A 23242-nucleotide genomic window follows, 5' to 3' on the forward strand; every position below is an offset into this window, starting at 1 on the left:
GGTGCGAGCAGCCTTCTGCCTTGTGGATACTTGGATTGAAAAAGTGTGGAAAGTGATCTTGACCCACGAAATTTTTTGAGTCCGCGGCATTGAACAAAAGGCGATCTTGTGCGATTCGTGTCCATACAGGATACAGGGACCGCCAAAAAAGTGGCCGTGTGACCAGTCTAATGCTTAGTTAAAAGTTGAACGATAGCTGACGGGGCCAGCGGCGGGTGTGCTTCACAACATCTTCCCACCGACCGAACCGAAAGCGACGATACGCACTTACGTGCACACGACGTTCCATAGGCCGTTCCTTTCATTCTGAAAGCCGGCAAAGTGCCGACACCTCCGAGGGGCCTCGCGCCCCTCGGCCCGCATCAAGAGGCCACGAGGTTGGAGGTTCAGAAAAAAGGGGTCACACGACCACCTTGCAACGAAGCATATTTGGTAGACCTATGAAACTCGGCCTACCGTGTTATCCCAAAAGAATTTAGTCCCGTGCCTCTTTATCGGTCCGATACTTGTCGAACCATGCAATCACGCTGTTGGTGCGCGCGGCCTGTTGGCTGGGGCTTTGCGAAAGGTTGTTGTGGCTTGAATCGGGGGTGACGACGAGCGCGGTGTCTACGCCCACCAGCTTCAGCGCGCCGTAGAATTGCTCGGCTTCGCTGCGCGGGGTGCGGTAATCCTCTGCGCCAACCAGAACCAGTGTCGGGGTCTTCACATTGGCCATGTTCGAAAGCGGCCCGCGCTCCCAATATTCCATCGGCTTTTCCCACGGAAGGCCGCCCATCCAATAGCGCGGGATGAGGGTGGGAAGATCGGACATCAGACCCTGGCTCACCCAGTTGATGACGGGTTTGTGCGCGGCGGCCGCTTTGAACCGGTCGGTTTTGCCGACCAGATAGGCGGTGAGGATACCTCCGCCCGAACCGCCGGTTACAAACAGGTTTTCAGGATCGGCAAAGCCTTGTGCAACCGCCGCATCGACAACCTTCATCAGCTCGGGGAAATTGCTGATCGGATAATTGTCCTCGATCCGGTCGGCAAATTCCTCGCCATAGCCGGTCGAACCGCCGGGATTGGAGAAGATGACGGCATAGCCCGCCGCGCCATAGAGCTGGTAATCGGCCGAGAATTCAGGGCCATAGGCCGCATACGGCCCGCCGTGCATTTCAAGGATCGCAGGGACCCTGTCACCCGCTTCATATCCCGGCGGCAGCATGATCCATGCAGGGATCACTGTGCCATCCTCCATGGTGACTTGCAGCTCGCGGGTTTCGCCCATTTCCTTGCCAGAAAGGCTGGTCGTATTGAGCGAAGTGAGTGTGCGGACACCGCGGCGGGTTTCGACGCCCACATCGGGCGGGGCAACGGCGCTTTGCGTTGTAAAGGCGAGCGCGCCATTGTCCGACACCGACCATTCGCCGCCGGTATAAGGAAGCGCGTAATAGGTGCTGCCAAGCCGGGCATCGAGAGGCGAGGGCGCGCTTGCATTGAGGCCGACGCGCGCAACGCGGTGCTCTCCATCATCCTCGTAGCTGACGAAAAGGCCCGCATCGGTCCACTCAATACCGTCAAAGCCGCGGTCGAACCCCGGCACAAGCTGGCGCGAGCCAGAACCGTCGGCGTTCATCACATAAAGGTTGGTCTGATCAAATGCGTTGCCCGCATCATCGCGGCCCAAATAGGCGATTTTAGAGCCATCAGGCGAAACCTGCGGCGCGCCATCCGGTCCGTCGCGGGTGGTGAGCGCGGAGATATCGCCGCTTTCGAGGTCGAGCGCGTAGATTTCGCTGCCGTAGATCTCAAGTTCCCAATCTTCCTTGCGATTGGCAGAGAAATAAAGCGTTGAGCCATCGGGCGACCATTCAACCGAACCGCCGTTGGAATATTCGCCAAAGGTGAGCTGGCGCGGGGCTCCGCCGGTTGCGCTGACCACGAAAAGCTGCGCTGTGCCCGGCTTCACATATGAGCCGCCGTCGCGGCGATAAACCAAGCGGTCGATCACTTGCAGCGGCTTGCCCCATTGCGCACCTTCGGGTTTTGCAGGAGGTGAGCCAAGCGTCAGCCCTTTGCCCGGAACGCGCGCGGTATAGGCAATCCGGGTGCCATCGGGCGACCATTGGATCCCGCCGGGACCTTCTGCCAGGGCGGTGATGTTGGCGCTCTCGCCGCTGTCCATCCAGCGCACATGGAGTTCCGGCCCGCCGCCGCTTTCGGTCGAGACATAGGCAAGGCGATCCCCGTCAGGCGACCAGCGCGGAGAGACATGGGTGCCTTCGCCCGTCACCAGCGGCATTTCCTCGCCGCTGCTCACATCGATCAGCCAGATCGAGGAAACCGCGCGGTCGGTCATGATGTCATTGGTGCGCCGTACGTAGGCAATCGCGCTCCCGTCGGGACTGATCTGCGGGTCGGCGGCGACCGAGAGGCCGAAAATGTCGTTGGCCGTAAAGTGTTTGTCGGGGCCAGTGGCCGTCTCGCTGCTGGCCGCTTCGTGATCGTCCGCAGCAAGTGGTGCAGCAAGAGCGAACGCACTCACCAGGCACAGGGATCTAAGGGCGAATTTGGGTGCAAACATAATCGGCTCCAGAATTGGAATTCTGGAGCCGATACATGCCGATATTGGGACGCTTGTCTAGCGCCGCAGACTAGCTTTCCTTGTCTGAACCCGATTCTTCGGGCCTGGAATCATCCTTTTGGGAATCATCCTTTAGGGGCTCGTCCTTCTTGGGCGTGCTCTTGGAAGGCGGCGTTTTCTTTGCCGCCGGTTTGCGGCGCGTCTTGGCCTTTGGCTTTGCCTTGGGTGCAGCCGGCGTAAGTTCGAAGGCGGGCTTTCCATCCTTCATTGTCACCGACACCTCGCCGCCATCGGCAAGCTTGCCAAACAGAAGCTCTTCGGCGAGCGGCTGCTTGATCTTGTCCTGAATGAGGCGGCCCATCGGACGCGCACCATAGAGCTTGTCATAGCCCTTGTCGGCCAGCCACTCACGCGCATCGCTGTCGAACTGGATGTGCACGTTTTGCTCTGCAAGTTGCAGTTCAAGCTGGAGAATGAACTTGTCGACGACGCGCGCCACCGTGCTCTTGCCGAGATAGGCAAATGGCACGATTGCATCCAGACGGTTGCGGAATTCAGGCGTGAACATCTTGTTCACGGCCTCCGTGCCGGCATCCGCTTTCGACACATCGCCAAAGCCGATGCCGCTTTTCGCCATATCGGACGCGCCCGCATTGGTGGTCATGATGAGCACGACGTTGCGGAAATCGACCGTCTTGCCGTGGTGATCGGTGAGGCGGCCATTGTCCATGACCTGCAACAGGATGTTGAACAGGTCAGGGTGTGCCTTCTCGATCTCGTCGAGCAGCAGGACACAATGCGGGTTCTGATCCACCGCATCGGTGAGCAGGCCACCCTGATCATAGCCGACATAGCCCGGAGGCGCACCGATCAGGCGGCTGACCGAGTGGCGCTCCATATATTCGGACATATCGAAACGCTTCAATTCGATACCCATGATCGAGGAAAGCTGACGCGCGACCTCGGTCTTACCGACACCCGTGGGGCCGGAGAACAGGAAGGAGCCGATGGGCTTGTCCGGATCGCGAAGACCAGCGCGCGACAGTTTCATCGCGGTGGCAAGGCGTGTGATTGCCTCGTCCTGACCGAACACAACGTGTTTCAGATCGCGGTCGAGATTTTCGAGCGCCTTCTTGTCGTCCTTGGAGACAGATTTTGGCGGGATACGCGCCATGGTCGCGATGACCTGTTCGATCTCGCGCGCGGTGATCTTCTTCTTGCGGCGGCTGGGCGGGACCAGCATTTGCATCGCGCCCACTTCGTCGATCACGTCGATCGCCTTATCGGGCAGCTTGCGGTCGTTGATGTAGCGTGCAGACAGTTCTACAGCGGTTTTGAGCGCATCGGGCGTGTATTTGACGCCGTGGTGATCTTCGAATGCGGTGCGCAGACCCTTGAGGATCTTCACAGTATCCTCAATCGTCGGCTCGTTCACGTCAATCTTCTGGAAACGGCGCAGCAGCGCGCGGTCTTTTTCGAAGTGGTTGCGGAATTCCTTGTAGGTGGTCGAACCGATGCAGCGGATCGTCCCGCCCGACAGCGCAGGCTTCAGCAGGTTCGAGGCATCCATCGCGCCGCCACTGGTCGCACCGGCACCAATGACGGTATGGATCTCGTCAATGAAAAGGACCGCGTGCGGCATGCCTTCAAGTTCGGAAACAACCTGTTTCAGGCGCTCTTCAAAATCGCCGCGATAGCGCGTGCCAGCAAGCAGCGCGCCCATATCGAGCGAGTAGATCACTGCCTCTTCGAGCACTTCGGGCACGTCGCCTTCGACGATTTTGCGCGCCAGACCTTCGGCAATGGCGGTTTTACCAACGCCGGGATCGCCGACATAAAGCGGGTTGTTTTTCGACCGGCGGCAAAGGATTTGAACCGTGCGATCCACCTCTGGACCGCGCCCGATCAGCGGATCGACCTTGCCGTCTTCGGCCTTCTTGTTGAGGTTGACGGTAAATTGGTCGAGCGCGGTTTCTTTCTTGTTGCCACCATCTTTGGCAGCCTCCGCATCGCTTGGCGCTGCGTCCTCGCCGCCGCTGGCGCTGCTTCCTTCGATCTGGCGACCGCCCTTGCCAATGCCGTGGCTGATGTAGCTCACCGCATCGAGACGGCTCATATCCTGTTGTTGAAGGAAATAGACCGCGTAGGAATCGCGCTCTGAAAAGAGGGCCACCAATACGTTTGCGCCAGTCACCGTGTCTTTCCCTGAGGATTGCACGTGCAGGATTGCGCGCTGGATCACCCGCTGGAAACCAGCCGTGGGTTGCGGATCAGCGTCGTCCTCAGTCTTGAGCGACTGGTATTCCTGATCGAGATACTGCTTCACCACCTCGCCAAGTTCGGCAAGGTCCACCCCGCATGCGCCCATGACAGCTGCGCCATCTTCGTCGTCGATCAGCGCGAGGAGCAAGTGCTCCAGCGTCGCATATTCGTGACGACGTTCCGAGGCGTGGGCCAAAGCGTTGTGAAGCGTGCGTTCTAGGTTTTGAGCAAAACTAGGCATGAATGGTCTCGATCAAGGGGGCAGGAAAGGGGGGCGGGAGGGGAGAGTTCATCAATATGGGGCGGCTTGTTGAAATTACGAATCCCGAAGCGATTTGGTTCCGCTGCATCATGATCCGGAACCCTTAAAGAGTGCATCGGCCGCCGCACGGTGTTTTGCGGCGCGGTTGCTGTGTGATTCGACGCGCGCAATTTCGGCCTTGAGCAGCGCCACACGCTCTTCCAGCTCGTCCTGGCTGTAGGGTGAGAGATCTTCTCCGGCCAATCGGCTGGCGGCATCGCCTTTTACGCGCGGCAGGTTGTCATCATCCATTGTCGACAACATCACCCCCAGACCCGCTTGCTGTCAATGAGTGAGAAGACTATTTGCTCTTGCAAAAGATCAAGTGGCGCTTTTGTGCCATACAAAGAGGCCGGACGCTGTTAAGGGGGCGCGGGTCGATCAGCTTGGGGACTAGCGACAAACAATGTCTGAATTACCAGAAAACATGCAGGCTATCGGGTTTGAAACACCGGGTGGACCTGACGTTCTTCGCATCGAAGACGCACCTCTTCCTCAAATCGGCGCGAACGATGTCCTGATCAAAGTCGCCTATGCCGGGGTCAATCGCCCCGACTGCATCCAGCGCGCGGGCAATTACCCCGCACCTGCGGGCGCGTCCCCGATCCTCGGGCTCGAAGTGTCGGGCGAAGTTGTTGCGGTGGGCGCTGATGTGCCGCCTGCAATGGTCGGCTCCTTCGTCGCTGCGCTGACGCCGGGCGGGGGTTATGCGCAATACTGCACCGCGCCCTGGCAACATTGTCTGCCCGTACCCGAAGGTATGGATATGAAGAAGGCGGCGGCGCTTCCCGAGACGCTTTTCACCGTTTGGCACAATGTGTTCGAGCGCGGCATGGCCAAGGATGGCGAGACGCTGCTTGTCCACGGCGGCACGAGCGGGATCGGCACGATGGCAATCATGCTTGCCAAGGCGTTTGATATCAACGTTATCACGACCTGCGGTGACGAAGCCAAATGCGAGGCTGCGCGATCGCTCGGCGCGGATCTGGCGATCAATTACCGCGAGACGGATTTCGTCGAAGCGGTCAAGGATTACACCAACGGCAAGGGCGTCGACGTGGTGCTCGATATGGTGTCGGGCGATTATGTCCCGCGCAATTTGCAGTGCCTTGCCGAAGACGGCCGCCATGTCACCATCGCTGTTCTGGGCGGGGCCAAGGCGGACCTTTTCGTGCCTCTGGTGATGATGAAACGCCTGACGCTGACAGGTTCGACCCTTCGCCCGCGCTCCGATGCGTTCAAGGCCGCGCTTGCCGATGAAATTGCGGTCAATGCCTGGCCCCTTTTCGCAAACGGCGATTTGTCGCCCGTCATGGACCAGACCTTCCCTCTGTCAGAGGCAGCAGCAGCCCATGCGCGGATGGAATCAAGCGCGCACATTGGGAAGATCATGCTAGAGGTTGCAGGTGGCTGAGCGCCTGACGCTTCACGAGGACCCGCGAAGCGGCAATTGTTATAAAATCAAGCTTACCGCCGCGCTTCTGGGCCAGCCGCTTCAGACGCGCCAATATGACATACTCAAGGGCGAAACCCGCACGCCGGACTTCCTGGGTGCGATCAATTCCAATGGCCGCATTCCGGTTTTGCAGATCGTTGGAGATGAGGCAGGAGGCAAAAGCGCGCGCTTTCTTCCGGAAAGCAATGCGGCCTGCTGGTATCTGGCCGCTGGCTCGCATCTCGTGCCAGGCGATCCGTTCGAGCAGGCCAACCTCCTTCGCTGGATGTTCTTTGAACAATATCAGCACGAGCCCAATATCGCGACGCTGCGCTTCTGGCTGCGGTTCGTTGGCGAGCGCAACCTGTCGGACGAACAGCGCATGCTGATGCCGGGCAAGCGTGCCGCGGGGGAAGCGGCCTTTGCGCTCATGGATCAAGAGCTTGCCGACAAGCCCTATCTTTGTGGGCATAGCCTGACGCTCGCCGATATTGCACTGTTCGCCTACACCCATGTCGCGCATGAGGCAGGGTTCGAGATGGGCGACTTTGCGCATTTGCGTGAGTGGATTGATCGGATTGAGCAGACCCCGGGGTTTACCCCCATGTCTTGAGGGCAGTTGGCAACATAAGCGTCACATCCGCCCTCAGATTTCTCCGAACCGTCACGCCAATGTGAATCAGTCGTAACAATCGGCGTCCATGACAAAGGCCAGTCACAAAGGAATGCGTGAGGCCTTTCATGAGCGATTTTTCGTCGTCCAACCTGCCAGCTGGTCTGGCCAATGTCGCCAATTTCCCGGTCACAGAGCCCAGGACGCCCGAGCCACCAAGCGAGGCCGGGCGCACCAAATATCGCACCATCTGGATCAGCGATATTCACCTGGGCACAAAGGGCTGCAATGCCGAGATGCTGATCGATTTCCTCGATTCAACCGATTCGCAGACGATGTATCTGGTAGGTGACATCATCGACGGCTGGCGGTTGAAGAAGAAGTTTTATTGGCCCTCTGCACACAATGACATTGTCTGGCGTCTGCTCAAGCGCGCCAAGCGCGGCACGCGCATCGTGTATATCCCGGGCAATCACGACGAAATGTTCCGCCAGTTTACCGGCCTCAATTTTGGCGGGATCGAAATCCGTCGCGCGGCTTTTCACGACACCGCCGATGGCCGCCGCCTGATGGTGCTTCACGGGGACGAGTTCGATGCTGTCATGCTCTCACAACGCTGGCTCGCCTTCGTCGGCGACTGGGCATACCACGCAGCGATGAGCCTCAACGTCGTCGTCAATGCGATGCGAAAGGCGTTGGGTAAGCCCTATTGGTCACTTTCGAAAGCCGCCAAGCACAAGGTCAAGAACGCGGTCGAGTTCATCGGCAAATATGAAGAGATCGTCGCCAAAGCGGCGGGCGAGCGCGGCGTTGACGGTGTTGTGTGCGGCCACATCCATACAGCCGAGGCCCGCGAATTCGAATTTGACGGCAAGCCGGTTGAATATTGGAACGATGGTGACTGGGTCGAAGGCTGCAACGCCTTGGTCGAACACCACGACGGACGCATGGAAATCCTCAACTGGGCCGAAGTTATGGCCGCGCGCGAGGCCAGAGAGCCCGCCGAATCTGCCGAGCTTCAAGCGGCATGAATGCGCCCATCCCCATCGAGGCACACGAGGCCAGTGTCTTCGCGCCTGTGACCGCGCGTTCGATCGTCATTGTAACCGATGCCTGGCACCCGCAAGTCAACGGCGTCGTGCGCACTTTGTCCAAGACTTGCGAGGTCCTGCGCGAATGGGGTCATCAGGTTTCAGTCATATCGCCCGATCAATATCGCAATTTCCCTGCGCCTTCTTATCCCGAGATCCGCCTTGCTCTTACACCGCCGGGAGCCGTGGGAAGGCGGCTTAAAGAGCTTTCGCCCGATGCCGTGCATATCGCGACCGAGGGCCCGCTTGGGTTTGCCGCGCGGCGGTATTGCGTCAATCAGGGCGTGCCATTCACAACCGCCTATCACACGCAGTTTCCCGATTATCTCGCGCGGCGCACGCACCTGCCGGCAAGCCTGTTCTGGCCCTATATCCGCTGGTTCCACCGGCCTTCGCAAAACATCATGGTGGCAACGCCGACAATCCGGGCCCAGCTGCGCGCACACGGTTTGACGCAGCTTGTCCATTGGAGTCGCGGGGTGGATCTTTCGTGTTTTTCTCCCAAGGCGCCGCGCCCCAGTGAGTACGACGGACTGGAGGGTCCCATTCTCCTCTATGTCGGACGTGTGGCGGTGGAGAAGAACATCGAGGCCTTCCTCACTTGCGACTATCCCGGCACCAAGGTGGTCGTTGGCGATGGTCCGGCCAGAGCGAACCTCGAATCGCGTTTCCCAGAGGCAAAATTCATGGGCAAGCGCATGGGTGAGGAGCTGGCGGGCTTCTATGCTCATGCCGATGTCTTTGTTTTCCCGAGCAAAACCGACACTTTCGGCCTTGTGATGATCGAGGCGCTTGCGTGCGGGACCCCGGTTGCAGCTTACCCTGTCCCGGGCCCTCTCGACATTATCGAAGAGAGCGTGGGCGCGCTCAGCGATAACCTTGCCCGCGCGATTGATGCGGCGCGTTATTGCGACCGCTCGGACTGTGCCCGCTTCGGCGCAAAATACTCATGGGAAGCGGCAAGCGAACAGTTCCTGAGCGGTCTGGCAACGTTCAACCCGAGCTGAATCGCACCTGATTCCCCTTGGGACGCAAGCAATTCCTTGCCCCGCAGCCTGCAATAGCCTATCTAGCGATGCACAACGGCCGCTCCGCAAGGGGCGGCCCTTATTATTTCTGATGGAGATTTTCCCCAAATGGCACAAAAGGAACAGCCAAAGCCGCTGATGCCGCATGCCACGGCCACCTGGTTGGTCGATCACACCGGGCTCGCGTTTGAGCAGATCGCTGAATTTTGCGGCCTGCACATCCTCGAAGTGCAAGCCATGGCCGATGATCTGGCCGGCAGCAAATACACCGGCCGCGATCCGGTGCACGCGGGCGAGCTCACCCTGGAAGAGATCAAGAAGGGTGAAGAAGACTCCGAATACGCGCTCAAAATGCACAAGGCGCCTGTCGAAGTCACCCGCACCAAGGGCCCGCGCTACACTCCTGTGTCCAAGCGTCAGGACAAGCCCGACGGCATCGCATGGATCCTGCGCAACCACCCGGAAATTTCCGATGCACAGATCGGCAAACTCATCGGTACGACGCGCAACACCATCGGTGCCATTCGTGAGCGTTCGCACTGGAACATCCAGAACATCCAGCCAAAGGACCCGGTGACCCTGGGCCTGTGTTCGCAGCGCGAACTTGACGCGGTCGTGGCGAAAGCCGCCAAGCGCGCCGGCACCACCGAAGAAGAAGCGCCGGTTTCCGAAGAAGCGGCGCTCGACACCCGCTCCGACAAGGACAAACTGATCGAAGAGCTGCGCGCCGAGCGCGATGCCAATGTGAAGGCAGCTGCCGAGGCGGCGCAAGAGGCCGAAGCCGAAGCATGGCTGGCGGCCAAGCGCGAAGCAGAAGAGAACGGCGTTGCGGTCGAACCCAACGAAGCGTTTGCCGCTGCAACGTCTGCGCCAAGCGAATTGGAAGGCGTCGTGCCGGATGAAGAAGCTGAAGCCGAAGAGGCTGAGGACAGCGACAAGCAAGACTGAGCTTGCCTGAAACCATTTGAAAGGGCGGCCCGCTAGGATTAGCGCGGCCGCCCTTTTCATTTATGCCTCTGCCGACACCCCGCGAAGGGTGATATCCCTTGCGCTTGCCTGCACGATCTTTAAGGCTGCTGACATGAATGTTAATAGCGCCAATTATCACCATCCGACCCCTTGGGATACGACGTTCGAGCCGGTGACGCTGGCCACGATGTTGGAACGCACGGTGACCCATGATCCGGATGCGCCGTTCCTGCACTTCATGGGCCGCACCTTTTCCTATGGCGCGATCCATTCCGAGGCGATGAAATTTGCCAGCGGGCTGATCGAAATGGGGGTCAAGCCGGGTGAGCGTGTTGGCCTGTTCCTCCCCAATGTGCCCATCTATGCGAGCGCCTATTACGGCGCGATGATGGCAGGCGCGGTGGTGGTGAATTTCTCGCCGCTCTATTCTGTCGAAGAGCTGAGCTGGCAAGTCGCTGACAGCGGCACGCGCGTTCTGGTGAGCGTCGATGTGCCCGAGCTTTACGATACGGCATCGCAAGTGCTCGCTTCGTCCGAACTTGAGACGCTGGTCGTCGGCTCGCTTGGCTCGATGCTTCCGCTTGGCAAATCCGTTGCCTTCAACCTCTTCAAGCGCAGCCAGATCGCCAAGGTGACATGGGGCGAGAATATCGTGCGCTGGTCGGACGTGCTGAGCGATGCGGGTGTCGACTTGCCTGCGATCACGCCGGATACGCTCGCGCTTCTTCAATACACGGGCGGCACCACCGGACGGCCCAAGGGCGCGATGCTCGGCCATAGCCAGCTCGCGCAGAACGCGCAGCAGGTTGCCGCGATCAATCCGTGGGAAAACCCGCGCGCAGAAATTTTCATGGGCGCGTTGCCCTTCTTCCACGTCTTCGCCAACACTTCGCTGCTGAACCACGCGATGGTGAGCGGCGGGTCGATTGCGATGGTCCCGCGCTTTGAGGCGAAACAGGTGCTCGAAACGATTGAAAAACTGGGCTGCACCGGCTTTCCGGGCGTGCCCACCATGTTTCAGGCGCTGCTTGACCATCCCGACCTCGCCAAAACCGACCTATCCAGTCTCAAAGTCTGCATCTCGGGCGGCGCGCCTATGCCGGCACAGGTCCATGACCGTTTTGAAGAGGCGACCGGCGTGCGCCTTGTCGAGGGATACGGCCTCACCGAAAGCTCAGGGGTGGTCTCCGCCAACCCTTACGCCGGCACCCGCAAGAAGGGCACCATCGGACAGCCGGTGGCGGGCACCGAGATCATCTTCCTCGACAAGGAAGACCCCACCAAGCTTGCCCCCGAAGGCGAGCCGGGTGAGCTTGCCTTCCACGGGCCGCAGATGATGCGTGGCTATTGGCAGCGCCCCGAAACCGACGCCGATGTCTTTGTGACACGCGACGGCAAGCGTTACCTTCGCACAGGCGACGTTGCGATCGAGGACGAGGACGGCTTTCTCTCCATCGTCGACCGCATCAAGGACATGATCTCAGTCGCCGGCTTCAAGGTGTTCCCCAGCGTTGTCGAGGATTCGATCCGCAAGCATGAGGCGGTCAAAGAGGTGCTCGTGATCGGGGTGCCTGACGATTACAAGGGCGAAGTCCCGCGCGCTTTCGTGGTGCTCGAAGAGGGGGCCGATGCAAGCGGGGACGAGATCAAGAACTGGCTCAACGACCACATCGGCAAGCACGAGCGCGTCGATCAGGTGGTGATCCGCGAGGACCTGCCCAAGACGATCATCGGCAAACTTGACCGTAAGGCCCTTCGCGCAGAAGTGCTTTAGCGCGCGCCGAACACCTATGGTTCAAGGCACAAAAAACGCCGCCTTCCATAGAGGAAAGCGGCGTTTTTTGCGTGATCTGTCAAAGCTCTAGTTGGCGAGCAGTCCGCCAGCATCGCCATTTCCGGCGGTGACCCGTTCGACCGGTTTTGCGTCGGGTGTCGGTTTTGCCGCGGGCTTGCTTGCATTGGGAGCAAAACGGCCATCAACCTGCGCGCCTTGTTCGATGGTCAGCGCATCGTAATGCACATCCCCTTCGACGCGGGCGGTCTTGAGGATCACCAATTCCTTTGCGGTGATCGAACCGGTGACTTTGCCCGACATGCGCGCGCTGTCCGCGACAACTGCGCCCTTGATGACCGAGCTTTCGCCTTGCACGATCGATGCGCATTTGATGTCGCCTTCGATCGCGCCATCGACATGCAGATCAGCCGACGCCGAAATATCGCCTTTGATCGTGACGTCGGAACCGATCACGGAGAAGGTTGAACTGGAAGCTGCCATACCGCGTCCTCTTGGCTTAGTGTCGGTGGTTGGCGGCAGCGATGGCGCTTGATCCGCGGATTTCTTTGAGAACATCGGGGGCTGTCTCCAGGAAGGGGCGCGGGTTGACCGCGCGCCCGTTAATACGAACTTCGAAATGCAGGTGGGGGCCGGTTGAACGGCCAGAACTGCCAAGGCCGCCCAGGGTTGCCCCTGCATTGACCGCTTCTCCAACATCGACGCTGATCCGCGCAAGGTGCGCATAACGTGTCATGATGCCGCCCGGATGGGTGACTTCCACGGTGCGACCATAGCCCCCTTTCCAGCCGGCAAAGGTCACCTGACCGCCTGCCGCTGCGTAGATGTCGGAATCATAGGGGCCTTTGAAGTCGATGCCATTGTGCATCGCGCCGCTCTGATTGAACGGGTCGCGGCGATAGCCAAAGCCCGATGTCACGCGCGTGACAGCTGCGGGGACAACCCGCGGCACGCCTTCAAGCGCCAGTTCGAGCGCCGACATGCGCGCAAGGCTCAGACCGAGGCGCTCAAAGCGCGGGTCGAGCGAGCCGTCGGCCGCAGATGAGAGAACTTCAAGCGGGCCACCCATGGCCACTTGCGCTTCGGCGCGGGCCGCTTTTTCCATTGCGAGCGGGTCGAGGTTGAGCTTGCGCAGCGCCTCTTCAGCCTTTTTCGCGCGCCAATCGGCAAAACGGGTCATGTTCTCGACATAAGCAAGCTGGCGCGCTTCGATGAGCGCAAGCCCGGCTGCTTGCGGAAAAAAGGTGCTGACCTGCTCGATTGTCTCGGCGGTTTCCTGCGAGCTGTCGGTTACGTTGGAATCGACCGTTTTGATATCGTCGGGCAACATCTGGGACATCGCCTCAAGCGCTTCCTGTCGCGCCTCGAGGTCGGCGACAACATTGTCGATGTCTCCGCCATAGGCATCAAGACGTTGCTGTGCACTCGCGACTTGCGCCTTTTCATGCTGGAAAGATGCAAGCGTCGCTTCGGCGGAATATTTGTTCCACGCCATAACGCCCATCGAACCTGCCCAACCGACAGCAACGACAAGTGCGCCAGCAGCCGCAGCCTTCTGAAGCCGCGCTGACACTTTGATGAAGCGGACCTGTCCCTGCGATCGCATAAAAAATTCACGATCCGGGAACCAATCTTGCAGCCGCTTGTTAAACGTACGCTTAGGAGTGTTTTTTTCCAAAAGCCTGACCCGTCTGGTTTTTCTTTGTTATCCGGCGACGCTAGCGTTGAACGGGCAAAGAAGCGAATCCTGTAACCTCGTGAAAAGTTGAATCGAAAGCTCCGTGCGATGAAGCGTTCATCTACGGGTAATCCCGTATGTCGCTGTGCGTAACATAGTGCCAATTGCCCTCGTGCGGCGAGCGGGGAACGTCCTGCACGAAAGTAAGATTCGCCGGGCGATTCGCGCTTGGTTTGCCGGCCGGAACAGGCTGGGCGCGGGTCGGGGGATCATCGCTGACACAGCGGCAAGCTGCTGCTACTGTCGAGCGGATGAACGCATTTTCTTCCATTCCCTCATCCGACGCGCGCGCCGGGGTAGGCGAGTCTCAAATTAATGCTCTGACAAGGCGGCGATAAATGTTCACCGGACTTCTTGGCGGCAGCTTCAACCCCGCGCATGGCGGGCATCGCCGCATCACGCGCTTTACCATTGATGCGCTCGGGCTGGATGAGGCGTGGTGGTTGGTGTCACCGGGCAATCCTTTGAAGCCCAGGGCCGGCATGGCACCTCTTGCAGCGCGCCTTCGTTCGGCCCGGGTACAGGCAAAACGCGCGCCCATCATACCCACCACGATCGAGAGTGAGCTTGGCACGCGCTACACTGTGGATACGCTGCGCGCGCTTCAAAACCGCTATAAAAAGCGGCAATTTGTGTGGCTTATGGGATCTGACAATCTCGCGCAGTTCCACCTTTGGAAGGATTGGCGCACCATCGCGAGGTTGATGCCGATTGCAGTCATCGCGAGGCCGGGTTATACGACAGAGGCTATGACGAGCCCCGCCATGGCCTGGCTCAGGCGCTATCAGGTGCCTCAACCAGTTTTCCGAGAACAAGGGCGAAAACGCTTGGGGAGAGCGCCGGCACTGGTGTTTTTGCGTTTCGATCCGGACTATCGCAGCGCCACGGCGATCCGCCGGGGCAACGCCGATTGGGCGGATACATTTGCTGCCTCATCCAATGCGGCGCTGCGCGACAGGCTCACCTATCAAAATATCGGGGAAACCACTGCATGAGGGTACGCTTTGGCCCCCTCGCAGAGCTCCTCACTTGCCATTCGCGCAAAGCCACCCCACATTTCACCTCTATTAAGGAGAATTACCGTAGCCTATGACACAGGTACATACTGCCCCGCGCAATGGGGACACATCAACCGGAAATCCGGTGGTATCTGGCATGAATAAAAGCGATCTTGCAGACGAACTCTATGCCCTCATCATGGCCCAGTTGGACGATGATCAGGCGCAGGAAATCGTTTCCATTCCGCTCGATGGCAAAAGCTCGGTTGCCGATCACATGGTGGTCGCAAGCGGTCGTTCGTCGCGGCAAGTGGCTGCGATTGCGCAGAAATTGGCTGAGAAGGTCAAGCAAGCTGGCTTTGGTCCCGTGCGGATTGAAGGCCTTCCGCAGGCTGACTGGGTGCTGGTCGATTGCGGTGACGTGGTCGTGCACCTGTTCCGTCCTGAAGTGCGCAGCTTTTACAACCTTGAGCGCATGTGGTCGTTCGAGGGCGGCGAGCCACGCCAGGGCCGGGCGTAGCGTTTTAGTTCGCGCACCCGCATCTGCGGGCGCGTCCTTGCTAGATGTCTTGCGCTGCGCTGCGGACCCGCTGCGGGCGCCCAGTCGGGCTTGCGGCCTCTGGCGAGGCCGTGCTCCTGCGACTTTGCCGAAAGGTTGTTACCTTGCTTCTCCACGTCATAGCTCGCGGTAAAATCGCTCGCTCGCCGGAGGCGCAGCTTGTTGCGCGTTACGAGAAGCGGCTAACCTGGCCGGTGAAACTCACCGAACTGCCTGAAACCGGGGGGAAAGTGCCTCTCCCCCAAAGCCCGCATAAAACCGTCCTTCTGGACGAGCGCGGCAAGGCACTGGCCTCTGAAAAGCTTGCAGCAACGCTGGAAAACTGGCGCGACACCGGAACGCGCGAGGTGCGTTTTGTGCTGGGGGCGGCCGATGGCCATTCGGAAGAGGAACGCGCCGAAGCCGACCTTCTTTACGCCTTTGGCCCCGCCACCTGGCCGCATCTGATGGCGCGCGCGATGCTCATGGAGCAACTCTACCGCGCGACAAGTATCCTTGCAGGCCATCCCTATCATCGGGCAGGATAGCCCCTGTGAGAAAGACGCTTTCCCTTCTTGCCGTCTCGGGAGCCACCGCAGGCGCTGTGCTGTTCGCGGTGCCGCAAGGGCTGGCACAGCGCGATGTGCAATTGCTCGAGCCCGAAGAAGCGCAGGCCGAACTCACCCGGGCCACCCGCGAAAGCCAGCGCGCCGAGGCCCGCGCCGAACGGTTTGCAGCCCAGTCCGAGGCGGCAAGCGAGGCAGCCGAAAAAACCGCGCGAGAGGCGGCGGCATTGGCGGCACAGATTCAGGCGGCTGAAGCCAACATCGCCGCTGCCAGAGCGCGCTACTCGCTGCTTCAGAATGACCGCGAAAAACTGGACAAGCGCCTTGCCGATCGGCGCGAGCCTCTGGTGCGATTGACCGGGGCCCTGCAAACGACGGCGCGTCGGCCCCTGACGCTATCGGCGCTGCAGCCGGGATCGCTCAAAGACCTTGTCTATGTGCGCGCGGTCCTTGCCTCGGCGGTCCCTGAAATCCGCACGCGAACGGCTGCACTGCGCGGCGAATTGGAGAAAGGCCGGCAGCTTGAACGCCGCGCTGCTCGCGCCTTGGAAAATCTGCGCGGCTCGGAACAGGAATTGCAATCGCGCCGTACCCGGCTCGCCGCGCTTGAGGCCGGGCAGCGTCTCGCCTCGCGTGAGGCGCGCAGCAATGCGGTGCGTGAAAGCGAACGGGCGCTGGCTCTGGCCGAGGAAGCGCGTGATCTCGACGGGCTGGTCGAAACGCTTGGCGAAGCGGCGAAATTGCGTGCCCAGCTTGCGGCGCTCCCGGGGCCCATTGCGCGGCCCGCTGATCTGTCGGCGCAGGTGGTGGACACCGGCCCCACACCGGCAGCATCGCCCACCAACTCTGCCCGCCCTCCCGGTTTCCAGCTTCCCGTTCAGGGTAGAACTGTCACCGGCTTTGGCGAACTTCGCGACAGCGGCCTTCGCTCCAAGGGGCTCACCTTGTCACCGGCCCCCAACGCTCAGGTTGTAGCGCCGAGCGCGGGGCGCATTGCTTTTGCAGGGCCGTATCGGGGCTTTGGGCGAATCATCATTATCGAGCATCCCGGCGGCTGGACGAGCCTTGTCACCGGTCTTGCGCGCACAGAGGTTGAAGTGGGCGATCAGGTCATAGGCGGCGCGCCCTTGGGCGTTGCCAGCGGCGGCGATGAACCCATTGCGCTTGAACTGAGGCGCGATGGAGAGCCGGTTAACCCGCTCAATTACCTTGGGTAATCGCGCCCCAGCGTTAACAATGTGAAGGTGGTGATGCCCCGCACAGGGACGGCAAAAGAGCGCCCGGGGCTATCATCTGGCGTTCACCTCCCTAGTTCTATACACACAAAGGCACATAACAGGAGCCAAATGTAGGTCATGAAATTCGCATCACTCCTTCGTAGCGCTGCGCTTGTCACAGCGGTCGCGCTTATCCCTGCCACCACCGCCACCATGGCACAGGTTGATGGAAGGGCAGGGCCTGAGCTTGCGAAAATCTTCGCCATTATGCAGCGGGTTCAGGCCAATTACGTCGAGCCGGTCGAGGACGAAGTGCTTGTGCGCGGCGCGATTGACGGGATGATGAGTGCGCTCGATCCGCACAGCGCCTATCTCGATGGCGGCGACCTTGAACGCCTCAATCAGCTTATCGACGGCAACTATTCAGGGCTCGGCTTGTCCGTCATCCAGGAAGACGGCGCGGTTAAGGTCATCTCGCCTTTCAAGGGCAGCCCGGCTGACAAGATGGGCATCAAGGCAGGCGACTTTATCACCCACCTTGAAGGCGAGCTGATCGTGGGCGGCGAATTGGACGATGCGGTTGCGCGGATGCGCGGGCCTGCGGGCACATCGATCAACCTTACCATCTTCCGTCCGGGACGTGATGAACCACTCGAACTTTCGGTCACGCGCGGTGTGATCGAGCTGGAGCCGGTTACCCATGAGCTTATGCCGGGTAATATCGGCCACATTTCGATCAACGAATTTTCCGCCGACGTTGGCAGGGATGTGTACGACGCGTGGGCCGCGCTACAGACCGAGGCAACCGGTCGCATGGCTGGGCTTGTGCTTGACCTTCGCTCCAACCCCGGTGGCAGCCTTGACGAGGCCGTGGCGCTCACGGATCTGTTCCTTGAAAAGGGTGAGATCGTTTCGCAGCGCGGTCGGTCATGGGGCGAAACCTTCGATTTTCAGGCCGATGACCTCGATTATTACCTGCGCCGCCGGATGACCCGTTCGCAGGCACAGATCTTCATGGGCGAAATTGCCGGCGATGTGCCAATGATCGTCCTGATCGACGCAGGCTCTGCCTCGGCTTCCGAGATTGTCGCTGGCGCCTTGCAAGATCATGGCCGCGCTCTCGTCATGGGGCAGCGAAGCTTTGGCAAAGGCTCGGTCCAGTCGCTTTTGCCGCTGGGTCCGGATTCGGCGCTGAAGCTGACCACGGCGCGCTATTACACGCCCAAGGGCAAATCGGTTCAGGAAGGCGGGATTGCCCCCGATATCCGCGTGCCGCAAATCTCCGATCCCGACTTTGCGCTTCGTGAAAAATACCGCACGCGCGAAAGCGATCTTCGCGGGCACCTTCGCAATGAAATTGGTTTGAAAGACGAGGAAATGGTCGAGGATTCGATCGCTGATCCGCGCTTCCAACTGACCTCTGAAGAGCTTGAGGAAAAGGGTATCGAGGATTTCCAATTGCACTACGCACTGGAAACCTTGCGCCGCACCACGGCAAGCTCGGTTGCGCTAAACTCTCGCGGTTGACTTTAAGGGTGGGCAATGTGCCCGAGGCTCCCTAAATCAACGCCATGGATGGTCTTTCAAAAGCGCGTCTGCTTGCCCTGTTGATCCCGGCCGGATTGCTGGGTGGTGCTTACATTTCGCAATATGGCTTTGGCCTGTATCCATGCGAGATGTGCTGGTGGCAGCGTTATCCGCATTTTGCCGCGATTCCCCTCGCGCTGGCATCCTATGCTGTTAGGCCCGCGCGCGTCTGGGTGGCGCTTGCGGGCCTTGCAATCATCACATCGGGGCTTATCGGCGGGTTTCATGCCGGAGTCGAATATGGCTGGTGGGAGGGCATCACCGGATGCTCGAAACTTCCGGGCGAGATAGACGTAATGGATGTAAGCGCCGCGCCGCTGGTGCGGTGTGATGTGGCGCCGTGGGACCTGTTTGGGATCTCGCTTGCCGGTTGGAATTTCCTGATTTCCTGCCTCGGCGGTGCGGCTGTTGTGGCGCTCGCTGCGTATAAGAAGTAGAACGCGAATAAGATTTTTCGATAAAGGCCCTCCCATGGAACGTGATGAACTGCACCGTATGATCCGCGTCGATCAGGCTGGCGAATTTGGCGCAACGCGCATTTACGAAGGCCAGCTTGCCGTCATGGGTGAGCGCGGACCCCATTCCGCCGAAATCCGCCACATGGCCGAGCAGGAAAAGGTCCATCGCGAAAAATTCGATGCGCTCCTCGCAGAGCGCGGCGTTCGCCCGACCGCCCTGCAACCCTTCTGGTCGATGGCAGGCTATGCGCTTGGCGCAGGCACGGCGCTGCTTGGCCCGGAGGCAGCGATGGCGTGCACCGCGGCGGTCGAGGAAGAGATCGACAAACACTATTCAGAGCAATTGGACCGGCTGGCAGAAACTGAGAGCGAGCCCGAGCTTGCCGATATGATCGAGCAATTCCGCGAGGAAGAGCGCGAACACCGCGATGCGGCATTGGAGCATGGCGCGGAGAATGCGCCAGCCTATCCGCTTTTGTCAGGCGCGATCCGCCTGGGCTGCAAAATCGCGATTAAGGTCAGCGAGCGGGTGTGATATACCGCTTCAGTCGCCATTCAGCGGCTGCACTCTATTGCACAAGCAACATCCGCTCCTGAATTAGGAACCACCATGTCAAAGCTATCCCGTCTAGCCCTCATTGCTCCCTTTGCCGCTCTCACCGCTGTTCCAGCTGCCGCGCAAGATCAGGCGGGCGACCGGGTCAACATGGTCATTGCTTACAGCGAGGACGAATGCCCCGAGCAGACGGCCGATAACGAGATTGTGGTGTGTCAGATCGTGGTCGAAGCCGACCGATATCGCATCCCCTCAACCCTGCGTCAGAGCGTGACCGCAGGCAATCAGACGCAGGCCCAGCAGTTTGAGAAAGTGCGCTATATCGGTGAATTCGGCGCCTTTTCCTGCAGCCCGGCGGGCGCAGGTGGTTTCACCGGATGCACACAGCAGTTCATTGATGCCGCCTATGCCGAGAAGGACGCGGCCGAAGGCATCCGTTTTGCCCAACTGATCGAGCAGGCGCGTCAGGATCGTTTGTCGACCATCGACGGCGACGCGGCGGCCGAACAGGAGCGCGTCGAGCAGATCGAGCGCGAATATCTGGACCGCCTGGAACGTGAACGCGACGCTCCCCTTCCCGGAGAAGAGAGCGGCACAGATACGCTGCCCGATCCCGACGGCCAGTAATCAGACCTGGTAATAGTCGCGATACCACGCGACGAACGCCTTGATCCCGTCGCGAACACTTGTTTGCGGGGTGTATCCGGTAAGCTCTTTCAATAGCGTTGCATCCGCCCATGTGGCGGGCACATCACCTTTTTGCATCGGCATCAGGTTACGCACCGCCTCGCGCCCGCATTCTGCCTCAATCGCATCCACGAAATCCGTGAGCTTCACTGTCTCGCTGTTCCCGATATTGACCACGCGATAGGGCGCGGCTGGGGAAAGCGAATCCCATTCGGGAATATCCTCGGGCGTCGCCGGGCGCGCGGGCGCAGCGTCAATCAACAGGCGGATCGCGCGCACCAGGTCGGTGACATAGGTGAAGTCGCGGTGCATCTCGCCATGGTTGTAGATGTCGATCGGCTCGCCGTTCAAAATGCCGCGCGTGAACTTGAACAGCGCCATATCGGGCCGCCCCCACCGGCCATAGACCGTGAAGAAACGGAACATGGTCGTCGGCAGGTTCCACAGGTGGGCGTAGGAATGTCCCATCGCCTCATTCGCCTTTTTCGTGGCGGCATAGAGGGTAAGCTGGTGGTCGCTCTTCTGCTGCTCGTGGAACGGCATATCGGTGTTCGCGCCATAGGCTGAACTCGTCGATGCCATCAGCAGGTGATCGACTTCCAACTCGCGCGCGCACTCCATCACGTTGAACGTGCCGACAAGGTTTGCATCGACATAGGCGCGCGGGTTTTCGAGGGAGTAGCGCACACCGGCCTGCCCAGCGAGGTGGACGATCACATCGGGCTTGGCATCCAGGGCCAGCGAATGGAGCGTGTCGAAATCCTCCAGCATGCCGACTTTGCACGAGAAATTCGCATTCTGGAGCAGCATCTGATGCCGCCGCTCTTTCAATGCGACCTCGTAATAGTCGGTCATGCCGTCATAGCCGACCACCTTGAACCCCTCATCCAACAGGAGCTGCGAGAGGTGGTAGCCGATAAATCCGGCCGAACCTGTGATGAGGACGGTGCGCATTGGCTTGAACTGAGACTAGCTGACCGAAATGTCGGGTGCGTCCACCTGCTTCATGCCCACGGTGTGATAGCCGCTGTCGACGTGGTGCACTTCGCCGGTCACCCCGCTCGACAGATTGGAGAGAAGGTAAAGTCCCGAACCACCGACATCTTCCAGAGTGGTTGTGCGCCGAAGCGGCGAGTTCAGCTCGTTCCATTTGAGGATATAGCGAAAATCGCCAATGCCGGAGGCCGCGAGCGTTTTCACCGGCCCCGCGCTGATCGCATTGACGCGGATGTTGCGCGGACCCAGATCGTTGGCGAGATATTTGACGCTGGTTTCCAGAGCCGCTTTTGCCACGCCCATCACGTTGTAATGCGGCATATATTTCTCGGCACCGTAATAGGTCAGCGTCAGGATCGAGCCGCCTTCTTCGGGCATCAGTTCCGCTGCCCGCTTGGTCACGGCGACCAGAGAATAGGCGGAAATGTTCATCGTCTTGAGGAAGTTATCGAGGCTGGTGTCGACATAATGGCCGCGCAGCTCGTTCTTGTCGGAAAAGCCGATTGCGTGAACGACAAAATCAAGGCTGCCCCACCGCTCCTTGATCGCGGCAAAGCCTGCATCGAGCGATGCCATTTCCGACACATCGCATTCAAAGGTGAAATCACTGCCCAGCTTTTCGGCTAGGGGCTTCACGCGTTTGGCCAGCGCCTCGCCCTGATAGGAGAACGCAAGCTCGGCGCCATGCTCTGCCAGCATCGTTGCAATGCCCCAGGCGAGCGACTTGTCATTGGCAAGGCCCATAATAAGGCCGCGTTTGCCTTCCATGAGTTTGGTCATGTGCGTTATTCCTCTTCGCTTTGTGCAAGGCTTTGCGGATGATTTTCCGGCTCGGCCAGCGCTGCGTTCAATTCTGCCCCGATAACGAGCCCAAGCCCTACTAGCCAGAAAAAGAACAGCGCGATGATGATACCCGCCATGCTGCCATAAATCAGGTCATAGGTGAATGCGCTGCGCAAGACCGGGGGCATGGCGGTGGTGACGCCGATCCACCAAACGGCGGTGAACAGGGGGCCGGGCCATTTGGGGAAGGGAGCGCGGCGATAGCGCGGGGGCGTGAGCGAATAGAACAAAAGATAAAGCGCAACCGTGAGCCCGATTGCGGGCAGGATACGCGAGATCTGCAAGTCGCCCACAAGGGCCGATAACTGCGGAAGCGAGCTCAATATCACCTGTTGGATGGTCCCGATCATCACGCTTGCAAACAGCGAGACCATGAGCAGCATCACCGATCCGATGATAAAGGCAGCTGACAAAAGGCGCGCTTTCCAAAACGCCAGAAGCGGCCGCGTCCCGTAGGCGCGCCGCAAGATGTCGCGGATGGTTTCGATCAGGTTCGAGGCGGTCCACAGCGCGACCGCCACACCCAGCCACAAGACCCACCCTTGCGGCACATCGACGATCTCCTGTGCAACCGGTGCAATCAGGCCGCTGACCGTCGGCGGTGTTGCTATGAGCACAGCTTCGACCAGAGCCAGGGCCTGATCGCGCCCACCGAAAAGCTGGAACAAGGCAGCGCCGATGATGAAGAAGGGAAAAATCGCCAGCATCGAGAGATAGGCGAGGTTTCCTGCATGGATAAAGCCGTCCTGCCATGTCCCCACGGCCGTGCGGCGCAGCGTTTCGAACACGCGGGTGCCGGGACCAGTGTGATGCGCGATGCGGGCAAACGCACTGCTCTGGCGCTCGCCCGCAGTCCTCTTGCTTTCAGCAAGAGCAGCGAAACGAACCGGGTTTGCCTCGGCTCTCAACCGGCGCGCCTCTGGTGAAAGCGAGCGAAGCTCCGCGCCCCATGGCTGGGTATCGTGTGATCTTTGAGGGGGCGCTGAGTGGTTCAAAGC

General features: G+C 59.9%; 22 protein-coding genes. 14 read left to right on the forward strand and 8 right to left on the reverse strand.

Translation table 11 applies throughout. The features are described from left to right. Positions 1-475: 475 nt before the first annotated feature. From MWU38_RS06855 to MWU38_RS06865, 3 genes are all read right to left on the reverse strand, one after another. Entirely contained in the window at positions 476-2530 is a 2055-nt protein-coding gene (locus MWU38_RS06855) for a S9 family peptidase (RefSeq protein WP_247271062.1), read from the reverse strand. 109 nt (positions 2531-2639) lie between these two features. Continuing rightward, a complete protein-coding gene (clpA, locus tag MWU38_RS06860) occupies positions 2640-5072 on the reverse strand; it encodes an ATP-dependent Clp protease ATP-binding subunit ClpA (RefSeq protein ID WP_247271063.1) in 2433 nt (810 codons plus the stop codon). A 108-nt stretch (positions 5073-5180) separates the two neighbouring features. Next, positions 5181-5384, reverse strand: a complete 204-nt coding sequence (locus MWU38_RS06865) for a DUF1192 domain-containing protein (RefSeq protein ID WP_247271064.1) — start codon at positions 5382-5384, stop codon at positions 5181-5183. A gap of 154 nt (positions 5385-5538) precedes the next feature. Between MWU38_RS06865 and MWU38_RS06870 the strand changes: the two genes are divergently transcribed. The 6 genes from MWU38_RS06870 (at position 5539) to MWU38_RS06895 (ending at position 12042) form a co-directional block, all read left to right on the forward strand. Further along, complete coding sequence (locus tag MWU38_RS06870; RefSeq protein WP_247271065.1) at positions 5539-6546, forward strand: NAD(P)H-quinone oxidoreductase; 1008 nt, start codon at positions 5539-5541, stop codon at positions 6544-6546. Further along, positions 6539-7180 (forward strand): glutathione S-transferase family protein, encoded by a 642-nt coding sequence (locus tag MWU38_RS06875; protein ID WP_247271066.1) that lies wholly within the window; start codon positions 6539-6541, stop codon positions 7178-7180. The genes MWU38_RS06870 and MWU38_RS06875 overlap by 8 nt, the downstream gene beginning before the upstream one ends. A 128-nt stretch (positions 7181-7308) precedes the next feature. Further along, positions 7309-8211: a UDP-2,3-diacylglucosamine diphosphatase gene (locus MWU38_RS06880; protein WP_247271067.1), complete on the forward strand. Its 903-nt coding sequence runs from the start codon at positions 7309-7311 to the stop codon at positions 8209-8211. Beyond that, on the forward strand, positions 8208-9278 hold the full coding sequence (locus MWU38_RS06885) for a glycosyltransferase family 1 protein (RefSeq protein ID WP_247271068.1): 1071 nt from the start codon (positions 8208-8210) through the stop codon (positions 9276-9278). Before MWU38_RS06880 ends, MWU38_RS06885 begins: the two co-directional genes overlap by 4 nt. Before the next feature lie 129 nt (positions 9279-9407). After that, complete coding sequence (locus MWU38_RS06890; protein WP_247271069.1) at positions 9408-10247, forward strand: DUF1013 domain-containing protein; 840 nt, start codon at positions 9408-9410, stop codon at positions 10245-10247. Between the two features lie 133 nt (positions 10248-10380). After that, positions 10381-12042, forward strand: a complete 1662-nt coding sequence (locus MWU38_RS06895) for a long-chain fatty acid--CoA ligase (protein WP_247271070.1) — start codon at positions 10381-10383, stop codon at positions 12040-12042. Between the two features lie 87 nt (positions 12043-12129). On the opposite strand, the gene MWU38_RS06900 is transcribed toward MWU38_RS06895, so the two are convergent. Next, complete coding sequence (locus MWU38_RS06900) at positions 12130-12543, reverse strand: polymer-forming cytoskeletal protein (RefSeq protein WP_247271071.1); 414 nt, start codon at positions 12541-12543, stop codon at positions 12130-12132. 16 nt (positions 12544-12559) lie between these two features. Further along, a complete protein-coding gene (locus MWU38_RS06905; RefSeq protein WP_348646866.1) occupies positions 12560-13738 on the reverse strand; it encodes a M23 family metallopeptidase in 1179 nt (392 codons plus the stop codon). A gap of 398 nt (positions 13739-14136) precedes the next feature. On the opposite strand from MWU38_RS06905, the gene MWU38_RS06910 reads away from it, so the two are divergent. The 8 genes from MWU38_RS06910 (at position 14137) to MWU38_RS06945 (ending at position 20345) form a co-directional block, all read left to right on the forward strand. Further along, positions 14137-14793, forward strand: a complete 657-nt coding sequence (locus MWU38_RS06910; protein WP_247271073.1) for a nicotinate-nucleotide adenylyltransferase — start codon at positions 14137-14139, stop codon at positions 14791-14793. 160 nt (positions 14794-14953) lie between these two features. After that, positions 14954-15316 (forward strand): ribosome silencing factor, encoded by a 363-nt coding sequence (rsfS, locus tag MWU38_RS06915; RefSeq protein ID WP_247271262.1) that lies wholly within the window; start codon positions 14954-14956, stop codon positions 15314-15316. 143 nt (positions 15317-15459) lie between these two features. Next, on the forward strand, positions 15460-15882 hold the full coding sequence (locus MWU38_RS06920) for a 23S rRNA (pseudouridine(1915)-N(3))-methyltransferase RlmH (RefSeq protein ID WP_247271074.1): 423 nt from the start codon (positions 15460-15462) through the stop codon (positions 15880-15882). A gap of 5 nt (positions 15883-15887) precedes the next feature. Further along, on the forward strand, positions 15888-17117 hold the full coding sequence (locus MWU38_RS06925; RefSeq protein ID WP_247271075.1) for a peptidoglycan DD-metalloendopeptidase family protein: 1230 nt from the start codon (positions 15888-15890) through the stop codon (positions 17115-17117). A gap of 138 nt (positions 17118-17255) precedes the next feature. Next, positions 17256-18644 (forward strand): S41 family peptidase, encoded by a 1389-nt coding sequence (locus tag MWU38_RS06930; protein WP_247271076.1) that lies wholly within the window; start codon positions 17256-17258, stop codon positions 18642-18644. 44 nt (positions 18645-18688) lie between these two features. Continuing rightward, the gene (locus MWU38_RS06935; RefSeq protein WP_247271077.1) at positions 18689-19141 is read left to right on the forward strand and encodes a disulfide bond formation protein B; all 453 of its coding nucleotides are present in this window, start codon (positions 18689-18691) and stop codon (positions 19139-19141) included. 34 nt (positions 19142-19175) lie between these two features. Beyond that, the gene (locus MWU38_RS06940) at positions 19176-19697 is read left to right on the forward strand and encodes a demethoxyubiquinone hydroxylase family protein (protein ID WP_247271078.1); all 522 of its coding nucleotides are present in this window, start codon (positions 19176-19178) and stop codon (positions 19695-19697) included. 75 nt (positions 19698-19772) lie between these two features. Then, complete coding sequence (locus tag MWU38_RS06945) at positions 19773-20345, forward strand: hypothetical protein (protein ID WP_247271079.1); 573 nt, start codon at positions 19773-19775, stop codon at positions 20343-20345. Here the strand turns inward: MWU38_RS06945 and MWU38_RS06950 are convergent, their stop codons facing one another. From MWU38_RS06950 to MWU38_RS06960, 3 genes are read right to left on the reverse strand one after another with little or no spacing between them, the layout of a single operon-like run. Continuing rightward, a complete protein-coding gene (locus MWU38_RS06950; protein WP_247271080.1) occupies positions 20346-21359 on the reverse strand; it encodes an NAD-dependent epimerase/dehydratase family protein in 1014 nt (337 codons plus the stop codon). Positions 21360-21374: 15 nt separating this feature from the next. Beyond that, the gene (gene fabI / locus MWU38_RS06955; RefSeq protein WP_247271081.1) at positions 21375-22181 is read right to left on the reverse strand and encodes an enoyl-ACP reductase FabI; all 807 of its coding nucleotides are present in this window, start codon (positions 22179-22181) and stop codon (positions 21375-21377) included. A 5-nt stretch (positions 22182-22186) separates the two neighbouring features. Continuing rightward, a complete protein-coding gene (locus MWU38_RS06960) occupies positions 22187-23239 on the reverse strand; it encodes a YihY/virulence factor BrkB family protein (protein WP_247271082.1) in 1053 nt (350 codons plus the stop codon). Between the last annotated feature and the right edge of the window lie 3 nt (positions 23240-23242).

The sequence above is a fragment of the Qipengyuania sp. S6317L1 genome (genome assembly GCF_023015615.1).
Taxonomy (GTDB): Bacteria; Pseudomonadota; Alphaproteobacteria; order Sphingomonadales; family Sphingomonadaceae; genus Erythrobacter.